The sequence below is a fragment of the Nonomuraea deserti genome, assembly GCF_004348685.1.
Classification (GTDB): Bacteria; Actinomycetota; Actinomycetes; order Streptosporangiales; family Streptosporangiaceae; genus Nonomuraea; species Nonomuraea deserti.
Genome location: NZ_SMKO01000177.1, coordinates 1 through 22,785, shown reverse-complemented (window position 1 = coordinate 22,785; position 22,785 = coordinate 1). Strand labels below are relative to the sequence as shown.

At 70.5% G+C, this 22,785-nt stretch carries 20 protein-coding genes; 15 read left to right on the top strand and 5 right to left on the bottom strand.

The genetic code is table 11. The annotated features are described in order from the left end of the window. Nucleotides 1–100: 100 nt before the first annotated feature. The 5 genes from bldD to E1292_RS39860 form a co-directional block, all read right to left on the bottom strand. Nucleotides 101–595 carry a transcriptional regulator BldD gene (bldD, locus tag E1292_RS39880; protein ID WP_026214021.1) on the bottom strand — a complete coding sequence of 165 codons (495 nt, stop codon included), beginning with the start codon at nt 593–595 and terminating at the stop codon, nt 101–103. A gap of 301 nt (nt 596–896) precedes the next feature. After that, nucleotides 897–1,763, bottom strand: coding sequence for a universal stress protein (locus E1292_RS39875; protein WP_132603850.1), 867 nt, complete (start codon nt 1,761–1,763; stop codon nt 897–899). A gap of 92 nt (nt 1,764–1,855) precedes the next feature. Further along, nucleotides 1,856–3,277 (bottom strand): amino acid permease, encoded by a 1,422-nt coding sequence (locus tag E1292_RS39870; RefSeq protein WP_132603847.1) that lies wholly within the window; start codon nt 3,275–3,277, stop codon nt 1,856–1,858. A gap of 10 nt (nt 3,278–3,287) precedes the next feature. Then, nucleotides 3,288–4,223 (bottom strand): carbamate kinase, encoded by a 936-nt coding sequence (arcC, locus tag E1292_RS39865; protein ID WP_132603844.1) that lies wholly within the window; start codon nt 4,221–4,223, stop codon nt 3,288–3,290. Between the two features lie 8 nt (nt 4,224–4,231). After that, nucleotides 4,232–5,476 carry an arginine deiminase gene (locus tag E1292_RS39860; RefSeq protein WP_132603841.1) on the bottom strand — a complete coding sequence of 415 codons (1,245 nt, stop codon included), beginning with the start codon at nt 5,474–5,476 and terminating at the stop codon, nt 4,232–4,234. Nucleotides 5,477–5,763: 287 nt separating this feature from the next. On the opposite strand from E1292_RS39860, the gene pyrR reads away from it, so the two are divergent. The 15 genes from pyrR to E1292_RS54445 all read left to right on the top strand — a co-directional run. Further along, nucleotides 5,764–6,309, top strand: coding sequence for a bifunctional pyr operon transcriptional regulator/uracil phosphoribosyltransferase PyrR (pyrR, locus tag E1292_RS39855; RefSeq protein ID WP_132603838.1), 546 nt, complete (start codon nt 5,764–5,766; stop codon nt 6,307–6,309). Next, the gene (locus E1292_RS39850) at nt 6,306–7,223 is read left to right on the top strand and encodes an aspartate carbamoyltransferase catalytic subunit (protein WP_132603835.1); all 918 of its coding nucleotides are present in this window, start codon (nt 6,306–6,308) and stop codon (nt 7,221–7,223) included. Before pyrR ends, E1292_RS39850 begins: the two co-directional genes overlap by 4 nt. A gap of 61 nt (nt 7,224–7,284) precedes the next feature. Beyond that, entirely contained in the window at nt 7,285–8,571 is a 1,287-nt protein-coding gene (locus E1292_RS39845) for a dihydroorotase (RefSeq protein WP_132603832.1), read from the top strand. After that, nucleotides 8,568–9,752: a glutamine-hydrolyzing carbamoyl-phosphate synthase small subunit gene (gene carA / locus E1292_RS39840; protein WP_132603829.1), complete on the top strand. Its 1,185-nt coding sequence runs from the start codon at nt 8,568–8,570 to the stop codon at nt 9,750–9,752. The genes E1292_RS39845 and carA overlap by 4 nt, the downstream gene beginning before the upstream one ends. Nucleotides 9,753–9,896: 144 nt before the next feature. Further along, on the top strand, nt 9,897–13,184 hold the full coding sequence (carB, locus tag E1292_RS39835; RefSeq protein ID WP_132603826.1) for a carbamoyl-phosphate synthase large subunit: 3,288 nt from the start codon (nt 9,897–9,899) through the stop codon (nt 13,182–13,184). Nucleotides 13,185–13,234: 50 nt separating this feature from the next. Next, entirely contained in the window at nt 13,235–14,086 is an 852-nt protein-coding gene (locus E1292_RS39830; protein WP_181958363.1) for a dihydroorotate dehydrogenase electron transfer subunit, read from the top strand. After that, entirely contained in the window at nt 14,076–15,053 is a 978-nt protein-coding gene (locus E1292_RS39825) for a dihydroorotate dehydrogenase (RefSeq protein WP_132603820.1), read from the top strand. The genes E1292_RS39830 and E1292_RS39825 overlap by 11 nt, the downstream gene beginning before the upstream one ends. Before the next feature lie 254 nt (nt 15,054–15,307). Further along, the gene (pyrF, locus tag E1292_RS39820) at nt 15,308–16,000 is read left to right on the top strand and encodes an orotidine-5'-phosphate decarboxylase (protein ID WP_132603817.1); all 693 of its coding nucleotides are present in this window, start codon (nt 15,308–15,310) and stop codon (nt 15,998–16,000) included. 924 nt (nt 16,001–16,924) lie between these two features. Next, nucleotides 16,925–17,248, top strand: a complete 324-nt coding sequence (gene mihF / locus E1292_RS39815; RefSeq protein ID WP_020541698.1) for an integration host factor, actinobacterial type — start codon at nt 16,925–16,927, stop codon at nt 17,246–17,248. Nucleotides 17,249–17,363: 115 nt separating this feature from the next. After that, on the top strand, nt 17,364–17,957 hold the full coding sequence (gene gmk, locus E1292_RS39810; RefSeq protein WP_220447292.1) for a guanylate kinase: 594 nt from the start codon (nt 17,364–17,366) through the stop codon (nt 17,955–17,957). Between the two features lie 5 nt (nt 17,958–17,962). Further along, nucleotides 17,963–18,232 carry a DNA-directed RNA polymerase subunit omega gene (gene rpoZ / locus E1292_RS39805; protein ID WP_132510563.1) on the top strand — a complete coding sequence of 90 codons (270 nt, stop codon included), beginning with the start codon at nt 17,963–17,965 and terminating at the stop codon, nt 18,230–18,232. A gap of 8 nt (nt 18,233–18,240) precedes the next feature. Continuing rightward, nucleotides 18,241–19,767, top strand: a complete 1,527-nt coding sequence (gene coaBC / locus E1292_RS54450; protein ID WP_246090648.1) for a bifunctional phosphopantothenoylcysteine decarboxylase/phosphopantothenate--cysteine ligase CoaBC — start codon at nt 18,241–18,243, stop codon at nt 19,765–19,767. Nucleotides 19,768–19,900: 133 nt separating this feature from the next. Beyond that, complete coding sequence (locus E1292_RS39790) at nt 19,901–20,263, top strand: hypothetical protein (RefSeq protein ID WP_165974989.1); 363 nt, start codon at nt 19,901–19,903, stop codon at nt 20,261–20,263. A gap of 129 nt (nt 20,264–20,392) precedes the next feature. After that, entirely contained in the window at nt 20,393–21,580 is a 1,188-nt protein-coding gene (gene metK / locus E1292_RS39785; RefSeq protein ID WP_132603811.1) for a methionine adenosyltransferase, read from the top strand. Between the two features lie 383 nt (nt 21,581–21,963). Continuing rightward, nucleotides 21,964–22,785, top strand: an 822-nt coding sequence (locus E1292_RS54445) for a primosomal protein N' family DNA-binding protein (protein ID WP_500690529.1), incomplete at its 3' end; no start/stop codon positions are given.

The window sequence follows — 22,785 nt, the reverse complement described above, 5'->3', positions numbered from 1 at the left end:
GGGAGCGGGGGCGGGGGAAAGGCCGAAGGGCTCGCCGGCGTACGGCGAGCCCGTGCCTCAGGCGGGTGACCTCGAAACGAGCAATCCTGAGGAGCCGGCCTCAGAACGACTCGACGGCCCGGCGGGCCTCGGCGTCGAGCACGCCCCAGCTGATGAGCTCCTCGGTCAGCTCGCTGGGCGACTTGTCGTAGATCACGGCCAGGGAGCGCAGATCCTCCTGGCGGATCGACAACACCTTGCCGTTGTAGTCGCCACGCTGGCTCTGGATCGTCGCGGCGTAACGGGCCAGCGCGCCCGCCTTCTCCTTCGGCAGGGTCGCCAGGCGCTCCAGGTCGATCACAAGCTTGGGTGTCGGCCCGAGCGGGCTGGGGGCGGCGCCGCCCGGCAGCAGCTCGGAGACGGGCACCCCGTAGAAGTCGGCAAGTTCGGCAAGTTTCTGCACGGTCACAGCTCGGTCGCCGCGCTCATAAGAGCCCACGACTACGGCTTTCCACCTGCCACGCGACTTCTCCTCGACTCCATGCAGGGACAGGCCCTGCTGGGTGCGGATGGCGCGGAGTCGTGCACCCAGCGACTTTGCGTACTCAGACGGCATCGTGTGGCCCCCCGGCTCTCGTATGTATCGCTCTTAGTAGATTGTGCTCCCTTGCGGCGTATGCCCCGGCCACCGGGGGGTCTGGTGCCATGCTCGGCACCATCGGTAGCCACGGCCTGGGTTTACCCCGGTAACGCCGCGCAGTGCGGTTACGCACAGTGACGGTAAAGGGGTGGACGCCCCAGGTCAAGCTGATTGGAAAAAAGATGCCGAATCCGGTCCGTTAGGAATCGCCACAAACGCCTCTGATGTCCCACTAGTACCAGTGCTTCGTCATAGTTTGACGAGGGAGCGTGCCCACTCACGTCTGGCGGGTGAGCACCATGACAGGGCACGTCGCGGCCTTGACGATCTTTATGGACGTGTCGCCGAGGAAGACCCGTCTGAGTGGCCCGGTGGCGCTCGAAGCGCATATGATCATCTCGCCGGTGAGCCACGAGGTCGTGCCGAGCGCCTGGGGGACACTCCGGCCCTCCAGCACCTCGGCCTCCACCGACAACCTCCGCCGGTGTCCTCGCGCTGCCGTGCGCAGGTCGGCCGTGGCCTGGTCGCGCAGGCGTACGAGCATCTCCTCCTCGACCCGCGCCCGCCTGCCGCTGCTGACCACGAGCGTGACCAGCCGCAGGGACACGCCGAGCGTCGCGGCCGCCCTGGCCGCGTCCTTGACCGCCGCGTCACCGCCGGGGCCGCGCCGGTAGGCGACGGTGAGGCGGTCGAAGGCGGCGGGCGGCCGCTCGCCGTAGCCGCGGGGAGCGAGCAGGACGGGGACGGAGGAGGAATGCAGCAGCTGGTCGGCCGTGCTGCCCAGGGCGATGCGGCCCCTGCCGCCGCGCGGGGCCGAGCCGATCACCACGACGTCCGCGCCGCGTTTGCGGGCCAGCTCCACCAGGCCGCGCCCGCTGCCCCGGTGGGTGTGCTTGACATATTCGGCGTCCTCCCCGGCCAGCTCGCGGGCCTGCGCGAGCGTCGAGGCCGCCTGCTCGGCGAGGTAGGCGCGCCAGGCGGTCTCCTCGGCCCTGGCGGGCCCCGGCGGCGTCCAGACGGGCGGCTGCACGCTCGCCACCGTCAGGCGCCCGCGCGCCTGCTGCTTGAGCAGGACGGCCAGCGCCAGCCCGTCCCTGCCCCGAGGCCCCGGCGCGTATCCGGCGAGCACGTTCTCCAGCTTCATCGGCTCCTCCTTCGCTGGAGATCCAGGACCTCAGCCCCGGGAAGCAGGCCGGTCGGGTGCCCCCCAGCTCGAAGACCTGTCGGGGAAGTCAATCAGCCCACCTCGACATTCAGCCGCGAATGGTTGTAGCCGTAGAGGAAGTAGCAGGTCAGGCCCGCCAGCATCCACAGCGCGAACGCCAGCCAGGTGACCCCGGCGAGTCCCGCCATCACGAGGAGGCAGAAGATCGCGCCGAGGATCGGCGTGACGGGGAAGAACGGCACGCGGAAGCTGCGCGGCAACTCGGGGCTGCGGTAGCGGAGCACGAGCACGCCGACGTTCACGATGGCGAAGGCGAACAGCGTGCCGATGCTGGTCGCCTCCGCGAGCTGGCCCAGCGGCACGAGCCCGGCCAGCACCGAGACGAACAGGGCGACGATGAAGGTGTTGGCGACGGGCACCTGGTGGCGCGGGTTGACCTTCTGGAAGACGCGCGGGATGAGCCCGTCGCGGGACATCGCGAACAGGATGCGGGTCTGGCCGTACATGACGGTGAGCACGACGCTCGCGATGGCGATGACCGCGCCGAAGGAGACGATCAGGCCGGGCCAGGTGGCGCCCATGGCCAGGTCGGCGATGTAGGCCAGGCTGGCCTCGGTGCTGTCGGGGTCGAACTCGGTCCACGGCATCGCGCCGACGGCGGCCAGGGCCACGAGCACGTAGACGATCGTGACGATGGCCAGGGAGAAGACGATGGCCAGGGGCAGGTCGCGCTTGGGGTTCTTGGCCTCCTCGCCGGCGGTCGAGGCGGCGTCGAAGCCGATGTAGGAGAAGAAGACCTGGGAGGCCGCGGCGGTGATGCCGGCCACCCCCATCGGAGCGAGGGGCGTGAGGTTGCCCGCCCTGAACGCGGTGAACGCCACCACGCAGAAGAACAGCAGCACCGCGATCTTGATCAACACGAAGATCGCGTTGGCCGTGGCGCTCTCGGACGCTCCGTAGAGCAGCAGCCAGGTGGCCAGCAGCACGATGAGGATCGCGGTGACGTTGACCACGCCGCCGTCCTGGCCGGGGGAGCGGGTGATCGCGTCGGGCAGGGTGAAGCCGACCAGCGACCGCAGGAACGAGTTCAGATATTCGCCCCAGCCCACGGACACCGCCGCCACGGAGACGGCGTACTCCAGCATGAGGCACCAGCCGCAGATCCAGGCCACCAGCTCGCCCAGCGTCGCGTACGCGTAGGAGTAGGACGAGCCGGACACCGGGATCGTCCCGGCCAGCTCGGCGTACGACAGGGCGGAGAGCAGCGCGGTGAAGGCCGCCAGCACGAACGCCAGCACCACCGCGGGCCCCGCCTTGGGCACCGCCTGCCCGAGGATCACGAAGATGCCGGTGCCCAGCGTGGCGCCCACGCTGAACAGCGTGAGCTGCCACAGCGACATCGTGCGCCGCAGCTCACCGCCCTCGCCCTGTCCACCCTCGGCCACGATGCGTTCGGTCGGCTTGGTACGCAAGAGCCGTTGGGCCAGTGTCATCCGACACCCCCTACAACGTGCTCGTCAGCGGCCACCTGCCGTTGGGTGTGACGATCGTGCCCGCTGAGCCGTCGAGTATGCGTTCGGCCTGGTCAAGCTTCCCGATGGCGGCCATGTCACCGGTGTTCTCGACGAAACGGCACACGGCGTCCACCTTCGGGCCCATCGACCCGGCGGGGAACTCCATGGTCCGCAGCTCGTGCGGCGTGGTGTGGGCGATCTCCGTCTCCTGGGGCGTCCCGAATCCGCGCATCACGCGGGGCACGTCGGTGAGGATCAGGAACGCGTCGCATTCGAGCGACTCGGCCAGCATCGCGGCGGTGAGGTCCTTGTCCACGACCGCCTCGACGCCGATCAGCCGGCCGGACTCGTCGCGGACGACGGGGATGCCGCCGCCGCCCGCGCAGATGACGACCACGCCCTCGCGGATCATCTTGCGGATCAACCGGGTCTCGACGATGCGCCGGGGCGTGGGGGAGGGGACGACCCGCCGCCAGTGGGGGCCGTCCTGGGCGACGGTCCAGCCGTTCTCGGCGGCCAGCTTCTCGGCCTCCTCCTGGTCGTAGACCTGGCCGACGAACTTGGCCGGCCGCTCGAAGGCGGGGTCGACGGCCGTCACCAGCGTCTGCGTGACCATGGCGAGGACCTGCCGGCCCGGCAGCGCGTTCTGCAGGGTCTGCTGCATCCAGTAGCCGATCATGCCCTGCGTCTGCGCGACCAGCGTGTCGAACGGGTAGGGCCGGGTCAGGTCGGGGTCGGCGGCGCTCTCCAGCGCCAGCATGCCGATCTGCGGGCCGTTCCCGTGGGTGATGACCAGCTCGTGCTCGCCGGCCAGCCGGGCGAGCGTCTTGACGGCCGTACGCACGTTGGCCAGCTGGACGTCGGCGTCCGCCTTCTGGCCGCGTTTGAGCACGGCGTTGCCGCCCAGAGCGACGATGACCCGCATCAGGCCTCCTAGACCGCGTCCCGCTCGAGCGGGCAGCTCATGCAGCGGGGGCCGCCCCGGCCCCGGCCGAGCTCGCTGCCCCTGATGGTGATCACTTCGATGCCGTTGTCGCGCAGGAAGTTGTTCGTGGTGGTGTTGCGCTCGTAGGCGACCACCACGCCGGGCTCCAGCGCCAGCCCGTTGCAGCCGTCGTCCCACTGCTCCCGTTCCGCGGCGTACACGTCCTGGGTGGGCGTGAGGACCTTGATGTCGTCCAGGTCCAGGGCGCGGGCGATGGCCTTGTGCATGTCCTCCGGCGGGTGGTCGGTGACCTTGAGCTCCTTGTGCGTCTCGCCGGGCTCGATCGTGTACGAGCGCAGCATCCCGAGGCCCGCGTACTTGCTGAACACCCCCACGTCCAGCATCGTCATCACGGTGTCGAGATGCATGACCGCCCGCGCCTTCGGCATGTCGAGCGCCACTATCTTCCGCGCCGAGCCGGCTCTGAACAGCCGCTGCGCCAGCATCTCGACCGCCTGGGCCCGGGTGCGCTCGCTGATCCCGATCAGCACCGCGCCGTTGCCGATCACCAGCACGTCGCCGCCTTCGAGGGTGGCGGGCGCGACCGCCTGGCCGGGCATCCAGCAGTGGTAGCCGCCCTGGCCGGGCCGGTCGAAGCCGCCGGCGAACGTCGGATGGAACATGTAGACGGCCTCCATGTTGACCGTCTCGCGCATGCGGGCCTTCTTGCGCATGGCGTTGATCGACACGCCGTCGTAGATCCAGCAGGACGTGTCGCGGGTGAAGAGGTGGTTGGGCAGCGGCGGCAGGATGTAGTCGTCGCCGGCCGTGGTGTGGAAGGTGACCGACTTGGGGGCGCAGCCCATGGCGACCAGCTCGTCCTTGGTGATGCCGCCTGTCAGGTAGAGCTGCAGCGTGGCCGCGTCCATGCCGTCGAGGGTGTTGCGGATGTCGTCGATGGCGGCCGGGCCGAGCCAGCGCTCGTCGATGACGGCGTCCAGGATGTGCTTGCGCGCCTCGGGGATGTCGACGGTCTCCCGCAGCAGGTCGGCCAGCTCGTACACCTCGATGCCGCGGCCGGTCAGCACCTGCCTGAACTCCTCGTGCTCCTCCATCGCGCGCTGGACCCACAGCACGTCGTCGAAGAGGAACGCGTCCTTGGTGGTGGGGGTCAGCCTCTTGAGCGCCAGGTCGGGCTTGTGGAGGAGGACCTGGCGCAGGCGCCCGACCTCCGAATCGACATGAAAGGTCATCTTCGCTCTATCCCCCCCAAAAGCCGGACATGAACAGTCGCCCGGCAGGCCCTCGGTGACCTGCCCGCGCGGGACCGGCCGACACGACGGAAGAGGCAGTTTTACCCGATCACAAGACGCGGATGAGGGCGCCGGAACCCGCCCTGGCCGGTCACCCCCTGTAGGGGAGCCGTCGCGGCGTTCCGGAAGGGTGCTCGCGTTGTAGCTGGTCGCCCCTGGTACTGTGTCTCCCGACCAACACCCTTTAAGACCCGTCCCGTGAGGCGGGAAAGGTGGTGAGATTTGCCATGTCCGATTCCCGCGCCGTGCTGGAGGCACCCGACATCCACCGGGCGCTGACCAGGATCGCGCACGAGATCCTCGAGCGGACCAAGGGCGCCGACGACGTCGTGCTCCTCGGCATCCCGACCCGCGGCGCGACGCTGGCCCGCCGGCTCGGCGACCGCGTCGAGCAGTTCGAAGGCGTCAAGATCCCCGTCGGCTCGGTCGACATCACGATGTACCGCGACGATCTGCGGCTCAGGCCCGCCCGGCCCCTCGGCCACACCGAGCTGCCGCCCGACGGCATCGACGGCAAGGTCGTGGTGCTCGTCGACGACGTGCTCTACTCCGGCCGCACCGTGCGGGCCGCGCTCGACGCGCTCAACGACCTCGGCCGGCCCACCGCCGTGCAGCTGGCCACGCTGGTCGACCGGGGCCACCGCGAGCTGCCCATCCGCGCCGACTACGTCGGCAAGAACCTGCCGACCGCCAAGAGCGAGAAGGTCAAGGTCTACCTGCAGGAGATCGACGGCCGCGACGCCGTCGTGCTGGTCAAGGGGGGCGCCAGGTGAAACGGCATCTGATCTCCGCCGGCGACCTCACCAAGGACGACGCGCTGCTCATCCTCGACACCGCCGAGGAGCTGGCGAGTGTCTCGGAACGTTCCATCAAGAAGCTGCCCACGCTGCGCGGGCGCACGGTGGTCAACCTCTTTTTCGAAGACTCGACCCGCACGCGGATCTCGTTCGAGGCGGCGGCCAAGCGGCTGTCCGCCGACGTGATCAACTTCTCGGCCAAGGGGTCGAGCGTGTCCAAGGGCGAGTCGCTGAAGGACACCGCGCTCACCCTCGAGGCCATGGGGGCCGACGCGGTCGTCATCCGCCACGGCGCCTCCGGCGCGCCGCACCGCCTGGCCAACTGGGTGCACGGCAGCGTCGTCAACGCCGGCGACGGCACCCACGAGCATCCGACGCAGGCGCTGCTCGACGCCTTCTCCATGCGCCGCCGCCTGGGCGCGCTCGAAGGGCGCAAGATCACGATCGTCGGCGACGTGCTGCACAGCCGGGTCGCCCGCTCCAACGTGCTGCTGCTCGGCACGCTCGGCGCCGACGTCACGCTGGTCGCGCCGCCCACGCTGCTGCCCGTCTCCGTCGGCACCTGGCCCTGCGAGGTCTCCTACGACCTCGACGCGGTGCTGCCGAAGTCCGACGTGGTGATGATGTTGCGGGTGCAGAAGGAGCGGATGAACGCCGCCTACTTCCCGAGCGAGCGCGAATACTCGCGCCGCTACGGACTCGACCGCGACCGCTTCGCCAAGATGCCGGACGACGCGATCGTGATGCACCCCGGTCCGATGAACCGCGGCATGGAGATCGCCGCCGAGGTGGCCGACTCGGCGCGCTCGACGATCGTGGAGCAGGTCGCCAACGGCGTGACCATCCGCATGGCCGTCCTCTACCTGCTGCTAGGGGGAGAGACCACGTGAGTCAGCGAACGAAACCCGACGGGCACAGCGTTCTGACCATTGTGCCGGCGAAGGAGGCACGATGATCATCAAGAACGTCAGGATCCTCGGCGGCGAGCCGGTGTCCATCCGGATCGCCGACGGCGTGATCGCGGAGGTCGCGCCGGGCATGGACGCGCCCGAGGCGATCGACGGCGGAGGCGCGATCGCGCTCCCCGGGCTGGTCGACCTGCACACCCACCTGCGCGAGCCGGGCCGCGAAGACGCCGAGACCGTCCAGACCGGCACGCAGTCGGCGGCCCGCGGCGGCTACACCGCCGTGCACGCCATGGCCAACACCTCGCCCGTCGCCGACACCGCCGGCGTGGTCGAGCAGGTGTGGCGGCTGGGCCGCGAACACGGCCTCTGCGACGTTCATCCCGTCGGCGCCGTCACCGTCGGCCTGGAGGGCAGGCAGCTGGCCGAGCTGGGCGCGATGGCCGACTCGGCCGCCCGCGTGCGCGTCTTCTCCGACGACGGCAAGTGCGTCGACGACGCCGTCCTCATGCGCCGCGCCCTCGAATACGTCAAGGCGTTCGACGGCGTCGTCGCCCAGCACGCCCAGGAGCCCAGGCTCACCTCCGGTGCCCAGATGAACGAAGGCGTCGTCTCCGGCAGGCTCGGCCTGACCGGCTGGCCGGCGGTCGCCGAGGAAGCGATCATCGCCCGCGACTGCCTGCTGGCCGCGCACGTGGGCTCCAGGCTGCACGTGTGCCACGTCTCCACGGCGGGCTCGGTCGAGATCATCCGCTGGGCCAAGTCCAAGGGCTGGAACGTCACCGCCGAGGTAACCCCCCACCACCTCCTGCTCACCGACGACCTGGTCGAGGAGTCGCCGGTGGGGGCCTACAACCCGATCTACAAGGTCAACCCGCCGCTGCGCACCCGCGCCGACGTGGAGGCGCTGCGCGCCGCGCTGGCCGATGGCACGATCGACATCGTGGCCACCGACCACGCGCCCCACCCGGTCGAGGACAAGGAGACCGAGTGGTCGGCGGCGGCCATGGGCATGGTCGGCCTGGAGACGGCGCTCAGCGTCGTCCAGGAGGCCATGGTCGAGACCGGGCTGCTCGACTGGGCGGGCGTCGCGCAGCGGATGTCCGCGCTTCCCGCGCGCATCGGCCGCCTGCCCGGTCAGGGCCGTCCGCTCGAGGCGGGCGAGCCCGCCAACATCATGCTGTACGACCCGTCCGCGCGCACCAAGGTGGATCCCTCCGCCTTCGCGTCGAAGAGCAGGAACACGCCCTACGAAGGCATGACGCTGCCGGGCCGGGTAGTTGCCACGTTCCTGCGCGGCAGGCCGACCGTTCTCGAAGGGAAGCTGGTTTGAACACAGCGGTGCTCGTTCTGGAAGACGGCCGCGTCTTCCACGGAACCCCGTACGGCGCCGAAGGCGAGACGTTCGGCGAGATGGTCTTCAACACCGGCATGACCGGCTACCAGGAGACCCTGACGGACCCGTCCTACCACCGGCAGATCGTCGCCATGACGGCGCCCCACATCGGCAACACCGGCGTCAACGACGACGATCCCGAGTCGTCCCGCGTCTGGGTGGCCGGCTACGTCGTGCGCGAACCGTCCAGGGTGGTCTCCAGCTGGCGGGCCACCCGATCACTCGACGCCTATCTCAAGGAGCAGGGCGTCGTCGGCATCGCCATCCCCGGCACCCGCGCGCTCACCCGCCACCTGCGCGAGCGCGGCGCCATGCGCGCCGGCATCTTCACCGGCCCGTCCGAGCCCGTCGAGGAGCTGGTCGAGCGGGTGCGCCGCTCGCCCGGCATGGAGGGCGCCGACCTGGCCGCGCAGGTGGCCACGGCCGAGCCCTACGTCGTGCCCGCGGCGGGGGCGAAGAGGTTCACGGTGGCGGCCGTCGACCTGGGCATCAAGGGCATGACGCCGCACCGGATGGCCGAGCGCGGCTGCGAGGTGCACGTGCTGCCCGCGACCGCCACGTACGAGCAGATCATGGCGGTCGAGCCGGACGGCGTGTTCTTCTCCAACGGCCCCGGCGACCCCGCCACCGCCGACGTGTCGGCGCTGCGGAAGGTGCTGGAGGCCAGGGTGCCCTTCTTCGGCATCTGCTTCGGCAACCAGCTCTTCGGGCGGGCCCTCGGCCTGTCCACGTACAAACTGCGCTACGGGCACCGGGGCGTCAACCAGCCGGTGCAGGACGTACGCACCGGGAAGGTGGAGATCTCGGCGCACAACCACGGCTTCGCGGTGGAGGCGCCGCTCGACGGGCCGTTCGAGACGCCGTACGGGCCGGCCGAGGTCAGCCACGTCAACCTCAACGACCGCTGTGTGGAGGGCCTGCGCCTGCTGGAGCAGCCTGCCTTCAGCGTGCAATACCACCCTGAGGCCGCCGCGGGGCCCCACGACGCGGCTTACCTCTTCGACGAGTTCTGCGAGATCCTGGCCTCGTCCTCTGCGCGGGACGCCGGCCGGGACTCCGTGCAGCACTCCCCTCAAAACTCTGTGAAAGACGGGAAGGATTCTCACCCTTGCGGATAGAGGTTCCTGCTTCGCAGCCGACCGCCCGCCAGAAAGGGACGCTCTCCTTGCGGTCTTACACCAGCTCCACAGACGTTTCACCGGCCCGCGGGCTCCGCGGCCCGACGCGTGACCTGATGCCCGCCCGGATGAGGGAGGCCGCGAATGCCCAAGCGTGAGGACATCAGGTCGGTCCTGGTGATCGGCTCGGGCCCGATCGTGATCGGTCAGGCGTGCGAGTTCGACTACTCCGGCACCCAGGCGTGCCGGGTGCTGCGGGACGAGGGGTTCCGCGTCATCCTGGTCAACAGCAACCCCGCGACGATCATGACGGACCCGGAGTTCGCCGACGCCACGTACGTCGAGCCCATCACCCCCGAGTTCGTCGAGAAGATCATCGCCAAGGAGCGCCCCGACGCGCTGCTGCCGACGCTGGGCGGGCAGACGGCACTCAACACGGCGGTCGCGCTGCACGAGTCGGGCGTCCTGGACAAGTACGAAGTCGAGCTGATCGGCGCCGACTTCGACGCGATCCAGGCGGGCGAGAACCGCGAGCGGTTCAAGGAGATCGTCGCCAAGGTCGCCCGCGAGCACGGTCTCAACGCCGAGTCGGCCGGGTCGCTCATCTGCCACACGATGGACGAGTGCCTGGCCGCCGCGGGCGAGCTCGGCTACCCGGTGGTGGTCAGGCCGTCGTTCACCATGGGCGGCGCCGGGTCCGGGTTCGCGTACACCGAGGAAGACCTGCGGCGCATCGCCGGCGCGGGGCTCGACGCGTCGCCGACCACCGAGGTGCTCCTGGAGGAGTCCATCCTCGGCTGGAAGGAGTACGAGCTCGAGGTCATGCGCGACAAGGCCGACAACGTCGTCATCGTCTGCTCCATCGAGAACATCGACCCGATGGGCGTCCACACCGGCGACAGCGTCACGGTCGCGCCCGCGCTGACGCTGACCGACCGCGAATACCAGAACATGCGCGACGTCGCCATCGCCGTCATCCGCGAGGTCGGGGTCGACACCGGCGGCTGCAACATCCAGTTCGCGGTCGACCCGCGCACCGGCCGCATGATCGTCATCGAGATGAACCCGCGCGTGTCGCGCTCCAGCGCCCTGGCCTCCAAGGCCACCGGCTTCCCGATCGCGAAGATCGCGGCCAAGCTGGCCATCGGCTACACCCTCGACGAGATCCCCAACGACATCACGAAGGAGACCCCGGCCTCCTTCGAGCCGACGCTCGACTACATCGTGGTGAAGGTGCCGCGGTTCGCGTTCGAGAAGTTCAGGGGCGCCGACCAGACGCTCACCACGCACATGAAGTCGGTCGGCGAGGCCATGGCCATCGGCCGCTCCTTCCCCGAGGCGCTGCAGAAGGCGCTGCGGTCGCTGGAGAAGAAGGACTCCTCCTTCACCTGGGCCGGCGAGCTCCGGCCGAAGGACGAGCTGCTGGCCGAGTGCCGCACGCCGCACGACGGGCGGCTGCGCACCATGCAGGAGGCCATCAGGGCGGGCGCCACGCCCGGCGAGCTGTTCGAGGCCACCAGCGTCGACCCGTGGTTCGTCGACCAGCTCTTCCTGCTGCACGAGGAGGCCGAGGCGGTCGCCGAGGCGCCCGAGCTGACCGTGGAGGTGCTCGAACGCGCCAAGCGCCACGGGTTCAGCGACGTGCAGATCGGCGAGATCCGCGGCATCGACGAGGCGCGGGTGCGCGACCTGCGGCACGCCCTCGGGCTGCGGCCGGTCTACAACACCGTCGACACGTGCGCCGCCGAGTTCGCTGCGAAGACCCCCTACCTCTACTCCACCTACGACGAGGAGAGCGAGGTCCCCTCCGGCGAGCGGGACAAGGTCATCATCCTCGGCTCCGGGCCCAACCGCATCGGGCAGGGCATCGAGTTCGACTACGCGTGCGTGCACGCCTCGTTCGAGCTGTCGCGGGCCGGGTTCGAAACCGTCATGGTCAACTGCAACCCCGAGACCGTCTCCACCGACTACGACACCTCCGACCGGCTCTACTTCGAGCCGCTCACCCTGGAGGACGTCCTGGAGGTCGTCCACGCCGAGCAGCAGACGGGGACGGTGGCGGGCGTGATCGTGCAGCTCGGCGGCCAGACGCCGCTGGGTCTCGCGCAGGCGCTGAAGGACGCGGGCGTGCCCGTGGTCGGCACCTCGCCGGAGTCCATCCACCTGGCCGAGGAGCGCGGCGCGTTCGGGCGGGTGCTGGCCGAGGCGGGCCTGCCCGCGCCCAAGCACGGCACGGCGCTGACCGTCTCGGAGGCGCTGGAGATCGCCGAGGACATCGGCTACCCGGTGCTGGTGCGCCCCTCGTACGTGCTGGGCGGGGCCGGCATGGCCATCGTCTACGACGAGGAGACGCTGACCACCTACATGGCGGCCCAGGAGGGCGGCCATCCGGTGCTGGTGGACAAGTTCCTCGACGAGTCCATCGAGATCGACGTCGACGCCCTCTACGACGGCGAGGAGCTCTATCTCGGGGGCGTCATGGAGCACATCGAGGAGGCCGGCATCCACTCCGGCGACTCGGCGTGCGCGCTGCCGCCCATCACGCTCGGCAGCAACGACATCAAGCGCATCCGCGCCGCCACCGAGGCCATCGCCTCCGGGGTGGGGGTGCGCGGGCTGCTGAACGTCCAGTACGCCATGTCCGCCGGCGTCCTCTATGTCCTGGAGGCCAACCCGCGGGCCAGCCGCACGGTGCCGTTCGTGTCCAAGGCCACGGCGGCGCCGCTGGCCAAGGCGGCGGCCCGGGTGATGCTCGGGGCGTCGATCGCCTCGCTGCGCGAGGAGGGCATGCTGCCCGCGACCGGCGACGGCGGCACGCTGCCGCTCGACTCGTCCATCGCGGTCAAGGAGGCGGTGCTGCCGTTCAACCGCTTCCGCGGCGTCGACATCGTGCTCGGCCCTGAGATGCGTTCCACGGGCGAGGTCATGGGCATCGACGCGTTCTTCGGCGTGGCGTTCGCGAAGTCCCAGGCGGCCGCCTATGGCGAGCTGCCCACCAGAGGACGCGCGTTCGTGTCCGTGGCCAACCGCGACAAGCGTGCGATGATCTTCCCTGTGAAGGCGCTCGCGGACCTCGGGTTCGAGATCCTGGCCACCGAGGGGACCGCCGAGGTGCTGCGCCGCAACGGCGTCCATGCCAAGATCGTGCGAAAGCACAGCGAGGGGACGGGGCCCGGAGGTGAGCCTACGAGCGTGCAGTGCATTCTCGACGGCGGGGTCGATCTGATCATCAACACGCCCTTCGGCAGCCCCGGGCAGGCAGGCCCGCGCCTCGACGGCTACGACATCCGCACCGCCGCGGTGCTGCGCGGCATCCCGTGCATCACCACGGTCGCGGGACTCGCCGCGGCGGCGGCGGGCATCCAGGCGATCGTGCGGGGCGATGTGGGCGTACGGTCGCTCCAGGAACACGCGCAGGCACTCAGGGGCTGACCCCGTACGACCCCCGGGGCGGGAGGTGAAGACGACTGGCCGGCACTCCGGTGCAGGTGACTGGCACGGTGCTGACGACGCGCCGCGTCGACGCCTACCATGCGCTGACGGTGGTGGCGCCGGGGATAGCCGAGCGCTACCGCCCCGGTCACTTCGTGTCGGTGGCGGTCGGAGGGGCTTACACCTCGATGGTGACGCGCCGGGCGTTCTTCATCCACGACGTCAAGGCCGACTACGGCGGCACGGTCGAGCTGGTCTTCACCACCGGCGGGCCCGGCACCGCCTGGCTCGCCGAGCGGCGCGCCCGTGACACGCTCGACCTGGTCGGGCCGCTCGGGCGGCCGTTCCCGCTGCCGCGCGACCCCGCGCACTGCGTGCTGGTGGGCTCCGACTACGGCTCGGCGGTGCTGTTCCCGCTGGCCGACGCGCTGCTGGAGCGGGGCTGCCGGGTGGACTTCGTGATCGGGGGAGCCGAGGCCGAACGGGTCTTCGGGGCGATGCGGGCCCGCAGGATGGCCGAGACGACCACGCTGACCACCCAGGACGGCTCGCTCGGCCTGCGCGGCACCGTCACCGACGCGCTGCCCTCGGTGATCGCCGACACGCGGGCCGACGCCGTCTACGCCTGCGCGCCCATGGCGACGCTGCGGGCGGTGACGGCGGTGGCGATGGAGTTCGACATCCCGGTGCAGGTGGCGGTCGAGGAGTCGATGGCCTGCGGGATCGGGGTGTGCATGACGTGCGTGCTGCCCGTCATCGGCGACGACGGGGCGACGAGGATGGTCAGGGCGTGCGCGGAAGGGCCGGTGTTCCGGGGGGAGCGGGTGCGTTTCGAGGACGTGGGAACCATCCCGTTCGACGCGCTGGGCGCCCCCGGAGGCGGAGTACGACATGTCAGTTGATATGCGGACTTTTCTGGCGCATGTGGAGCTGGCGAACCCGATCACCACGGCGGCCGGCTGCGCGTCCTCGGGGCGGGAGCTGGCCCAGTTCTTCGACCTGCACCGGCTCGGCGCGCTGACCACCCGCTCGATCACCATGGCGCCGCGCGCCGGCCGGCCGACCCCGCGGATGGCCGAGACGCCCTCCGGCATGCTCAACTCCGTCGGCCTGCAAGGCCCCGGCATCGACGCGTTCCTGGAGCGCGAGCTGCCCTGGCTGGCCCAGCGGGGCATCAAGACCATCGTCTCGATCGGCGGCGGCACCGTCGCCGAATACTCCGAGCTGGCCCGCAGGCTGGCCGACGCGCCCGGGGTCACCGCGCTGGAGATCAACCTCTCCTGCCCGAACATGGAGGACCGCGGCCGCGTCTTCGCCCGCGAGGGCAGCGCGGCGGCCGAGGTGATCGCCTCCGTGCGCTCCATCATGCGCTACGACGTCCCCGTCGTCGCCAAGCTCGCACCCGACGTCGCCGACATCGTCTCGGTCGCCCGGGCCTGCGTGGACGCGGGGGCCGACGCGCTGTCCATGATCAACAACCCGCTCGGCATGGCCATCGACACCGAGGCGCTGCGGCCCTCGCTCGCCGCCGTCACCGGCGGGCTGTCGGGACCCGCGGTCCTGCCGCTGGCCGTACGCTGCGTCTGGCAGGTCCACGCCGCGCTGCCCGGAGTCCCGCTGATCGGCATGGGCGGGGTGATGAGCGGCAAGGACGCCTTCCAGCTCGTCCTGGCGGGCGCCTGCGTGGTGGGGGTCGGCACGGCGCTCTTCCACGACCCCTACGCCTGCCTGCGCATCGAACGCGAGCTCGAAGACCTCCTGAGGGCCCGCGGCCTGCAGCGGCTCGCCGACGCCGTCGGCCTGGCGCACCGCCCTCCGGGAAGCGCCCCCCGGCATCTTCTGGTCGACTCCGAAGAGAGCGCCCCATGACGCCTCCTGCATGCCCCGTGACACCTTCCGGTGGCCGGCGCGGAGGAGAGCGTCCTGTGACGTCGTCCGGTGGCCGGCGCGGAAGGGAGCGTCCTGTGACGTCGTCCGGTGGCCGGCGCGGAAGGGAGCGTCCTGTGACGTCGTCCGGTGACCGGCGCGGAGGAGACTGCCCCGTGACGAGTTCTGGTGACCGACGCGGAAGAGCGCCCTCTTCCCCCGCCCGCAACCGCTCCAGCACCTGAGGAGAGCACGCCTTGACTCCCGCACCGATCGCCGTCGCCCTCGACGCACCCGACCTGGAGACCGCAGCCCAGTGGGCGGCCCTCGTGACGCCGCACGTCAGCACGGTCAAGGTGGGCCTGGAGCTCTACCTGCGCTACGGCCCCGACGTGATCGCCTCCGTCAAGGGGGCCAGCGGCGTGCAGGTGTTCCTCGACCTCAAACTGCACGACATCCCCAACACCGTCGCCGGCGCCGCCCGCGCCGTGGCCCGGCTGCGTCCCGCGATCCTCACCGTGCACGCCGCCGGCGGGCCCGCCATGATCAGGGCCGCCGTGGAGTCGGCGCCGCACACCGAGATCGCCGCCGTGACGATTCTCACCTCCTTGACCGAGGCCGACCTCGACCGCATAGGGCTCGCCGGCCCGGCCGACGCCGCGGTGCGCCGATTGGCAGCGCTGTCGGTCGAGGCCGGCGCGACGGCGCTCGTGTGCTCGCCCCACGAGGTGTCCGCGGTGCGGGCGGAGGTGGGGGAGGGGATCAGGCTGATCACGCCGGGCGTGCGCCCCACGGGCGCCGCCACGCAGGACCAGGCGCGCGTGGCGACCCCGGAACAGGCCCTCGCGGACGGCGCCGACCTGCTCGTCATCGGCCGCCCCATCACGGGCTCGCCGGATCCGGGCGCCGCGGCCGCCGCCATCGCCGCCTCTCTCCGCCGTTCCGTCTGACGCCCTGACGATCATCATTCGTTACGGCAGGCCTGGCCTGCCCGCACGCGCCGACGCTGGTCTCCGCCCGTCATGGCCGGTCGTGAAGGCCCACGTGGCACTCGCCGTGACGAGCGCACACTTGACCCGCCCCGTGGCGATCCGGCACCCAGAGGCGCACGTCTGGGCTGGGTCGTGTGGCGTCGGGTAATGGTGGACGGGCGTGGGGGGCGCGCGCCTGGCCTGGGTCGTGGTGGTCGGCATCCGAGTGCGCGTCCGTGGCCGGTCACGGCGCACCGATGCCCGCGTACCGGCAGGTGGAGCGCGTGTCGTGGCGGCCGCAGGACACGCAGCCGGCGTTCACGCATGGTCGAGGCCGTCGCGCCTGGTCCGGGGCGCTGGGCTCCGTGCCGTCGGGACACCGCGTCGGCCACGTGCCGGCGAGACGTCGGGATGTCGGGTCGGTCCCGTGCGGTCGGGTGGTCGCGGCGCCCCCGGCATGGGATGACGGGTGCGGGTTGACGGGCGCGAGTCAGAGGTGGTCGCCGCGCCTGTCCCCGCGCCCGTCGCCATGGGTCCGTGGATCATGGTCGAGCGGGCAAGATGGATCTTGCCGTCCGGTGCCGCTCCCAAGATCATAAGGCATTCCCGAAGTGGTCGCACACTGATCGCCGAGAAGGTTTCGGCCCAGGTGCGGGCGGTATTTCGGACAATGCTCGACGGCTGAAATGTGATCTTCATTGCGTTTCGCGACATCGTCGCGCGCCGCCGTCCTGAGCGGGAAGTGCGACAATTTGATCAGCGCAATGTGATTTTACAAACACGGACAGTGATGAAGTGCATTTTGTGGCGAGAGAAACTGCTCTTGACGTTGCTTAGGGGGCGATGACCAGCTAGTTTCCCTTCCCGTCCGAGTACATCGACAGAAATTCGAGGTGACCCGGCGTGGCTCTTCCTCCCCTGACCCCCGAGCAGCGCGCCGCAGCCCTGGAGAAGGCTGCCAAGGCCCGTAAAGAGCGTGCCGAGGTCAAGAACCGGCTCAAGCATGGCGCGGTTTCTCTGGCTGAGGTGCTCAAGGATGGGCAGACCGACGACGTCATCGGCAAGATGAAGGTGTCGGCTTTGTTGGAATCGCTCCCAGGCGTGGGCAAGGTCCGCGCCAAGCAACTCATGGAGCGGCTGGCCATCGCCGAGTCCCGCCGTGTGCGGGGCCTCGGCGCGAACCAGAGGGCCTCCCTCGAGCGCGAGTTCGGTGGCAACGAGAGCTAATCTCTGTTCCACACGAAAGCGCAGGTTCAACGGGGGGTAGGAAGTGGCCGACAGGTCCTGGTCCGGCGACGTCAGTGCCCATGAGACTGTCGGAGCGGGAGCGGAGGACGGCTTCCTGCCCCTGAGCGAGAGACGGCTGACGGTCCTTTCAGGGCCGTCGGGCGTCGGCAAGTCCACGGTCGTCGCCGAGCTCCGGCGGGCACACCCCGAAGTGTGGCTGTCGGTCTCGGTGACCACCAGGAGGCCCCGGCCCGGCGAGGTGCACGGGGTCCACTACTACTTCGTCGACGGCGACGAGTTCGACCGGCTCGTGGCGGCCGGTGAGCTGCTCGAATGGGCGGAGTTCGCGGGCAACCGCTACGGCACGCCGCGCGAGCCGGTGCTGAAGAAGCTGGCTGAGGGCGTACCGACGCTGCTCGAGATCGATCTCGAAGGCGCCAGGCAGGTGCGGCGCAGCATGCCGGAGGCCCTGCTGGTCTTCCTGGCCCCGCCCAGCTGGGAGGAGCTGGAGAAGCGCCTGCGCGGGCGCGGCACCGAGCCCGAAGACGTCATCGCCCGCCGTCTGGCGGCCGGACGGATCGAGATGGCCGCCGAATCCGAGTTCGACCTCACCCTGGTGAACACGAGTGTCCAAGACGTGTGCCGCCGGCTGATAGCCTTGATGACTGACCCTCAGGGGGTCACGACAACCACCAACCGAGAGGTCTGACAATCGTGGCAGGCACCATCCCGGCCGCGGAGGGCATCACCAACCCGCCGATCGACGCGCTGCTCGACATCGTCGACAGCAAATACTCCCTGGTGATCATGGGCGCCAAGCGCGCTCGCCAGATCAACGCCTACTACTCCCAGCTCGGCGAGGGCCTGCTGGAATACGTCGGGCCGCTGGTCGAGACGCATGCTCAGGAGAAGCCGCTGTCCATCGCGCTGCGCGAGGTCTCCGAGGGCCTGCTCAACGCCGAGCCCATCGAAGGCGCGGTCTGACCCCTTCGATGAAGGTCGTCCTGGGCGTCAGCGGCGGCATCGCCGCGTACAAGGCATGTGAGCTGCTGCGCCTGTTCACCGAGTCGGGGCACGAGGTGCGGGTCGTCCCGACCCGCGATGCCCTGAAGTTCGTGGGCGCGCCCACCTGGGCCGCCCTGTCCGGCAACCCCGTGACCGCCGAGGTGTGGGACGACGTCCACGAGGTGCCCCACGTGCGGATCGGCCAGCAGGCCGACCTCATCGTGGTGGCACCGGCGACCGCCGACGTGCTCGCCAGGGCGGCGCACGGGCTGGCGGGCGATCTGCTCACCAACACTTTGCTGACCGCGAGATGCCCGGTCGTGTTCGCGCCCGCGATGCACACCGAGATGTGGCAGCATCCCGCTACCCGCGCCAACGTCGCGACGCTGCGCGAGCGCGGCTCGATCGTGATCGACCCGGCCGCCGGGCGGCTCACCGGCGCCGACAGCGGCCCCGGCCGGCTGCCCGACCCGGCGGAGATCTTCCAGGTCTGCCTGCGCGTGCTGCGCGGCCGGCCGCGCGACCTGTCCGGGCGCAAGGTCGTCGTGTCCGCCGGTGGCACCCGCGAGGCGATCGACCCGGTTCGGTACATCGGCAACCGTTCGTCGGGGTTGCAGGGTTACGCCCTGGCGCGCACGGCCGTCGCCCGCGGGGCAGAGGTGACCCTCGTCGCGGCCAACGTCACGCTGGCCGATCCCGCCGGTGCCACGGTGGTGCGGGTGGAGTCCACGGCCGAGCTGCGCGATGCGGTGCTGGCCGCCTCGGGTGACGCCGACGTCGTGGTGATGGCGGCGGCCGTGGCCGACTTCCGGCCCGCGACGCGGCACGGCCAGAAGATCAAGAAGACGGATGGCGAGCCCGAGTCCATCCACTTGACGAAAAATCCCGACATCCTCGCCGAGCTCGGGCGCCGCCGTCGCGAGGCCCGCGCCTCCGGCGCGACCGGCGCAGCAGGCCCGGCGGGCGCCGGCGACCCGGCGGGTGGGGCGGCGCACGAGAACGTCACGCACCCGGCCGGGGTCCCACGCCCGGACGGCGCTCAGGGCTTGGTGGGTGTTGCCAGTCCGATCGACGTGCCGGGCCCGGCCGGTGTGACTGGTTCGGCCGGCGTGCCGGGCTCGGTCGGTGTGACTGATACGGCGGGCGTGGCCGACAGGGCTCGTGCGGCTGACTCGGCGGTGGTCGCGCCCGGCGAGCCGGACCACGGGTTCGCGTCCGGTGACGTCCGGCCGGAGGCGGCAGGAGGCGGCGCGGTACGGGGGCCGTACCCCGAGGTGATCGTCGGCTTCGCGGCCGAGACGCACGACGTGCTCGCCAACGGGCAGGCAAAACTCGCGCGCAAGGGTTGTGACCTGCTGGTCGTCAATCAGGTGGGCGAGGGCCGGGCGTTCGGCACCTCCGACAACGCGGCCACCGTGCTGGTCGCGGGCGGCGACCCGGTCGAGGTGCCGCTCGGTCCAAAGGAGGACCTCGCCGACGCCGTGTGGGATCTCGTCGCGGCCCGTCTCAGCTGAGCGGGGACCGTACTAACGGTTGCATAAGGGACGCGAGCGGGGAAGAACGTACAAAGCGTGCCAGGCCTATTTTGATATCGCATGTTGCGACACCCCCATACGCCTGCGGATACTTGGGGCAAGGGGGGATGGAATGCCGGTGGGTTCTGCTGTCAGGGATCGTTGTAGGACATTGCTCGGCGACCAAGGGGAGCTCCACTACGTCTTCCCCGCGCACTCGGTGGGAACGACGGAAAGCGGACATTTCCTCATCGTGGTCACCGATGCGGCTATTTCGGTGCTCGCCACCAGGACGCTCAGAAGCGACCGGCCCGTCGCGGTTTTCGCGTCCTTTCCGAGGCACACCAGGCTGGGCCCCATCCAGCCTGGACCGATAATCGAGCTGGGCTCGATGGCGTTCGAATTCGATGAGGAGTACACCGCGGTGATCAAGGCCGCCGACGCGGAGGTCTTCGCGCCGGAGACCCTTCCCCCAGATCCACTGCCCGACCTGTGATGCCCGACATGCGGTGTGCGGCTTCGCGGCCGGGCGCCGGGTAGGGCTAGACTTCGGCGAAGCCCAGGTCCGCCCGTTCGGCCCTGAGCCGTACATACGTCAGCAGCCGCTGCATGAGGAGCCACTGAGTTGTCACGTCGCCTGTTCACCTCCGAGTCGGTCACCGAGGGCCACCCGGACAAGATCGCCGACCAGATCAGTGACGCGATTCTCGACACCATGCTCAAAGACGATCCGAAGAGCCGGGTCGCCGTCGAGACGATGATCACTACCGGCCAGGTCCATGTCGCAGGCGAGGTCACCACCGAGACCTACGTCGACATCCCTGGCGTCATCCGGGAGAAGATCCTTGAGATCGGCTACGACGCCTCCCACAAGGGCTTCGACGGCGCCTCGTGCGGTGTGTCGGTGTCCATCGGCGCGCAGTCGCCCGACATCGCCCAGGGCGTCGACGCCGCCTACGAGCACCGCGAGGGCGAGGACGACGACGAGCTCGACCGCCAGGGCGCCGGTGACCAGGGCCTCATGTTCGGCTACGCCTGCCGCGAGACCCCCGAGCTGATGCCCCTGCCGATCACGTTGGCCCACCGGCTGGCCCTGCGCCTGTCCCAGGTGCGCAAGGACGGCACGGTCCCCTACCTCCGTCCCGACGGCAAGACCCAGGTCACCATCGAATACGACGGCGACACGCCGATCAGGCTCGACACCGTGGTCGTCTCGACGCAGCACGCCGCCGAGATCGACCTCAAGGAGATGCTGACGCCCGACATCAAGGAGCACGTGGTCGACCCCGTGCTCGCGGAGCTCGACCTCGACACCGAGGGCTACCGCCTGCTGGTCAACCCGACCGGCCGCTTCGAGATCGGCGGCCCGATGGGCGACGCCGGGCTCACCGGGCGCAAGATCATCATTGACACCTACGGCGGCATGGCCCGCCACGGCGGCGGCGCCTTCTCCGGCAAGGACCCGTCCAAGGTCGACCGCTCGGCCGCCTACGCGATGCGCTGGGTCGCCAAGAACGTCGTCGCCGCCGGGCTCGCCGACCGGTGCGAGGTCCAGGTGGCGTACGCGATCGGCAAGGCCAAGCCGGTCGGCCTGTTCGTGGAGTGCTTCGGCACCGAGAAGGTGGCCGTGGAGAAGATCCAGGAGGCCGTCCTCCAGGTGTTCGACCTGCGTCCGGCCGCCATCATCCGCGACCTCGACCTGCTGCGGCCCATCTACTCGGAGACCGCCGCCTACGGGCACTTCGGCCGTGAGGGCTTCTCCTGGGAGTCCACCGACCGCGCCGAGGCCCTGCGCACCGCCGCCGGCATGTGAGCCTGCCGCTCCGGGCGTCCCGCTCCCCCGGCCGGTCGGCCTCGGACGCGGGACACCGCCGGTCCGCATGACTTGACGAACCAACCCCGGGCTCCGCAGGGCCCGGGGTTGGTTCGGCGTACGGGCGGATGTTCCTGGAGCGTGCCGCCCGGCACATGTTCCCCAAGCGGAGATGGCCGGAATGCCCTCTGGAGAGCCACGGCTCCGGCCGGCGGCGCTCCGGTCGCGCGATGGGCTGTGACGCCTGGTCGGGCCCACGGCCGAACGGCCGGTCAACTGGTGAATCGGATGCCGCATTCCCTGCCAGGGGATGCGGCATCCGGCGTTCGTGCCGCGTGCGGCCGGCGGACGCCGTGGGTGGTGAGGTCTGGTAGACGTAGGGCGTGACCGACTCCGACGACGCCCTCCTGCCGCTCGACGCCGTGCGGCCTCCAGCGTCGTCCAAGGACGCCAAAGGCGCTCCCGTGCCCGCTCCCGAGCTGCCGGTGGCGAGGATCGTGGTGGACAGCCCGCTGCCGCACCTCGACCGTTCCTTCGACTACCTGGTCCCGGCTCCCATGCACGAGAAGGCAGAGCCGGGCGTGCGGGTCAGGGTGCGGTTCGCGGGCAAGCTCGTGGACGGGTTCCTGCTGGAGCGGGTCGAGGAGAGCGAGCACGAGGGGCGGCTCACGCCTCTCGAACGTGTGGTCTCTCCTGAACGCGTGCTCACGCCGGAGATCGCCGGGCTGGCCCGCGCCGTCGCCGACCGGTACGCGGGCACCCTGACCGACGTGCTGCGCCTCGCCATCCCGCCGCGCCATGCCAAGGTCGAGTCGGAGACCCCCAAGACGCCTGCCACTCCCGGGTCGGCTCCCGATGCGCCCGTCCCGGCCGCGCGCGCCACCACCGACACTCGACCCGGACTCGATGATCCGGCCACCGTGGGGAACGCCTCCCGTCCCGCCGAGGGGGAGCGGCCTCAGCCCGGTGACGCGACCGCTGCGGTGCCGCAGGCCGGTGAGGCCGGTGCGGTGGAGCGGCCCCAGCCGGACCAGGTGTCCTCGGCGGAGGAGCCCTCGTCGGCGGAGGAGACCGCGCCGATCGGGAGCGACGGCCAGGCGGCGGAGTCCACGAGCGTCACGACCGCCGCAAGCGCTGAGGAGGCGGTGCGGGCTGGGGGTGGTGAGGCGGCTCGGGGTGGACGTGCTGAGGAGGCGGTGCGGGCT

Coding starts and splice junctions, on each gene's coding strand:
- bldD (WP_026214021.1), bottom strand. CDS start 595: ATGCCGTCTGAGTACGCAAAGTCGCTGGGTGCACGACTCCGCGCCATC.
- E1292_RS39875 (WP_132603850.1), bottom strand. CDS start 1,763: ATGAAGCTGGAGAACGTGCTCGCCGGATACGCGCCGGGGCCTCGGGGC.
- E1292_RS39870 (WP_132603847.1), bottom strand. CDS start 3,277: ATGACACTGGCCCAACGGCTCTTGCGTACCAAGCCGACCGAACGCATC.
- arcC (WP_132603844.1), bottom strand. CDS start 4,223: ATGCGGGTCATCGTCGCTCTGGGCGGCAACGCCGTGCTCAAACGCGGC.
- E1292_RS39860 (WP_132603841.1), bottom strand. CDS start 5,476: ATGACCTTTCATGTCGATTCGGAGGTCGGGCGCCTGCGCCAGGTCCTC.
- pyrR (WP_132603838.1), top strand. CDS start 5,764: ATGTCCGATTCCCGCGCCGTGCTGGAGGCACCCGACATCCACCGGGCG.
- E1292_RS39845 (WP_132603832.1), top strand. CDS start 7,285: ATGATCATCAAGAACGTCAGGATCCTCGGCGGCGAGCCGGTGTCCATC.
- carB (WP_132603826.1), top strand. CDS start 9,897: ATGCCCAAGCGTGAGGACATCAGGTCGGTCCTGGTGATCGGCTCGGGC.
- E1292_RS39825 (WP_132603820.1), top strand. CDS start 14,076: ATGTCAGTTGATATGCGGACTTTTCTGGCGCATGTGGAGCTGGCGAAC.
- coaBC (WP_246090648.1), top strand. CDS start 18,241: ATGAAGGTCGTCCTGGGCGTCAGCGGCGGCATCGCCGCGTACAAGGCA.
- E1292_RS39790 (WP_165974989.1), top strand. CDS start 19,901: ATGCCGGTGGGTTCTGCTGTCAGGGATCGTTGTAGGACATTGCTCGGC.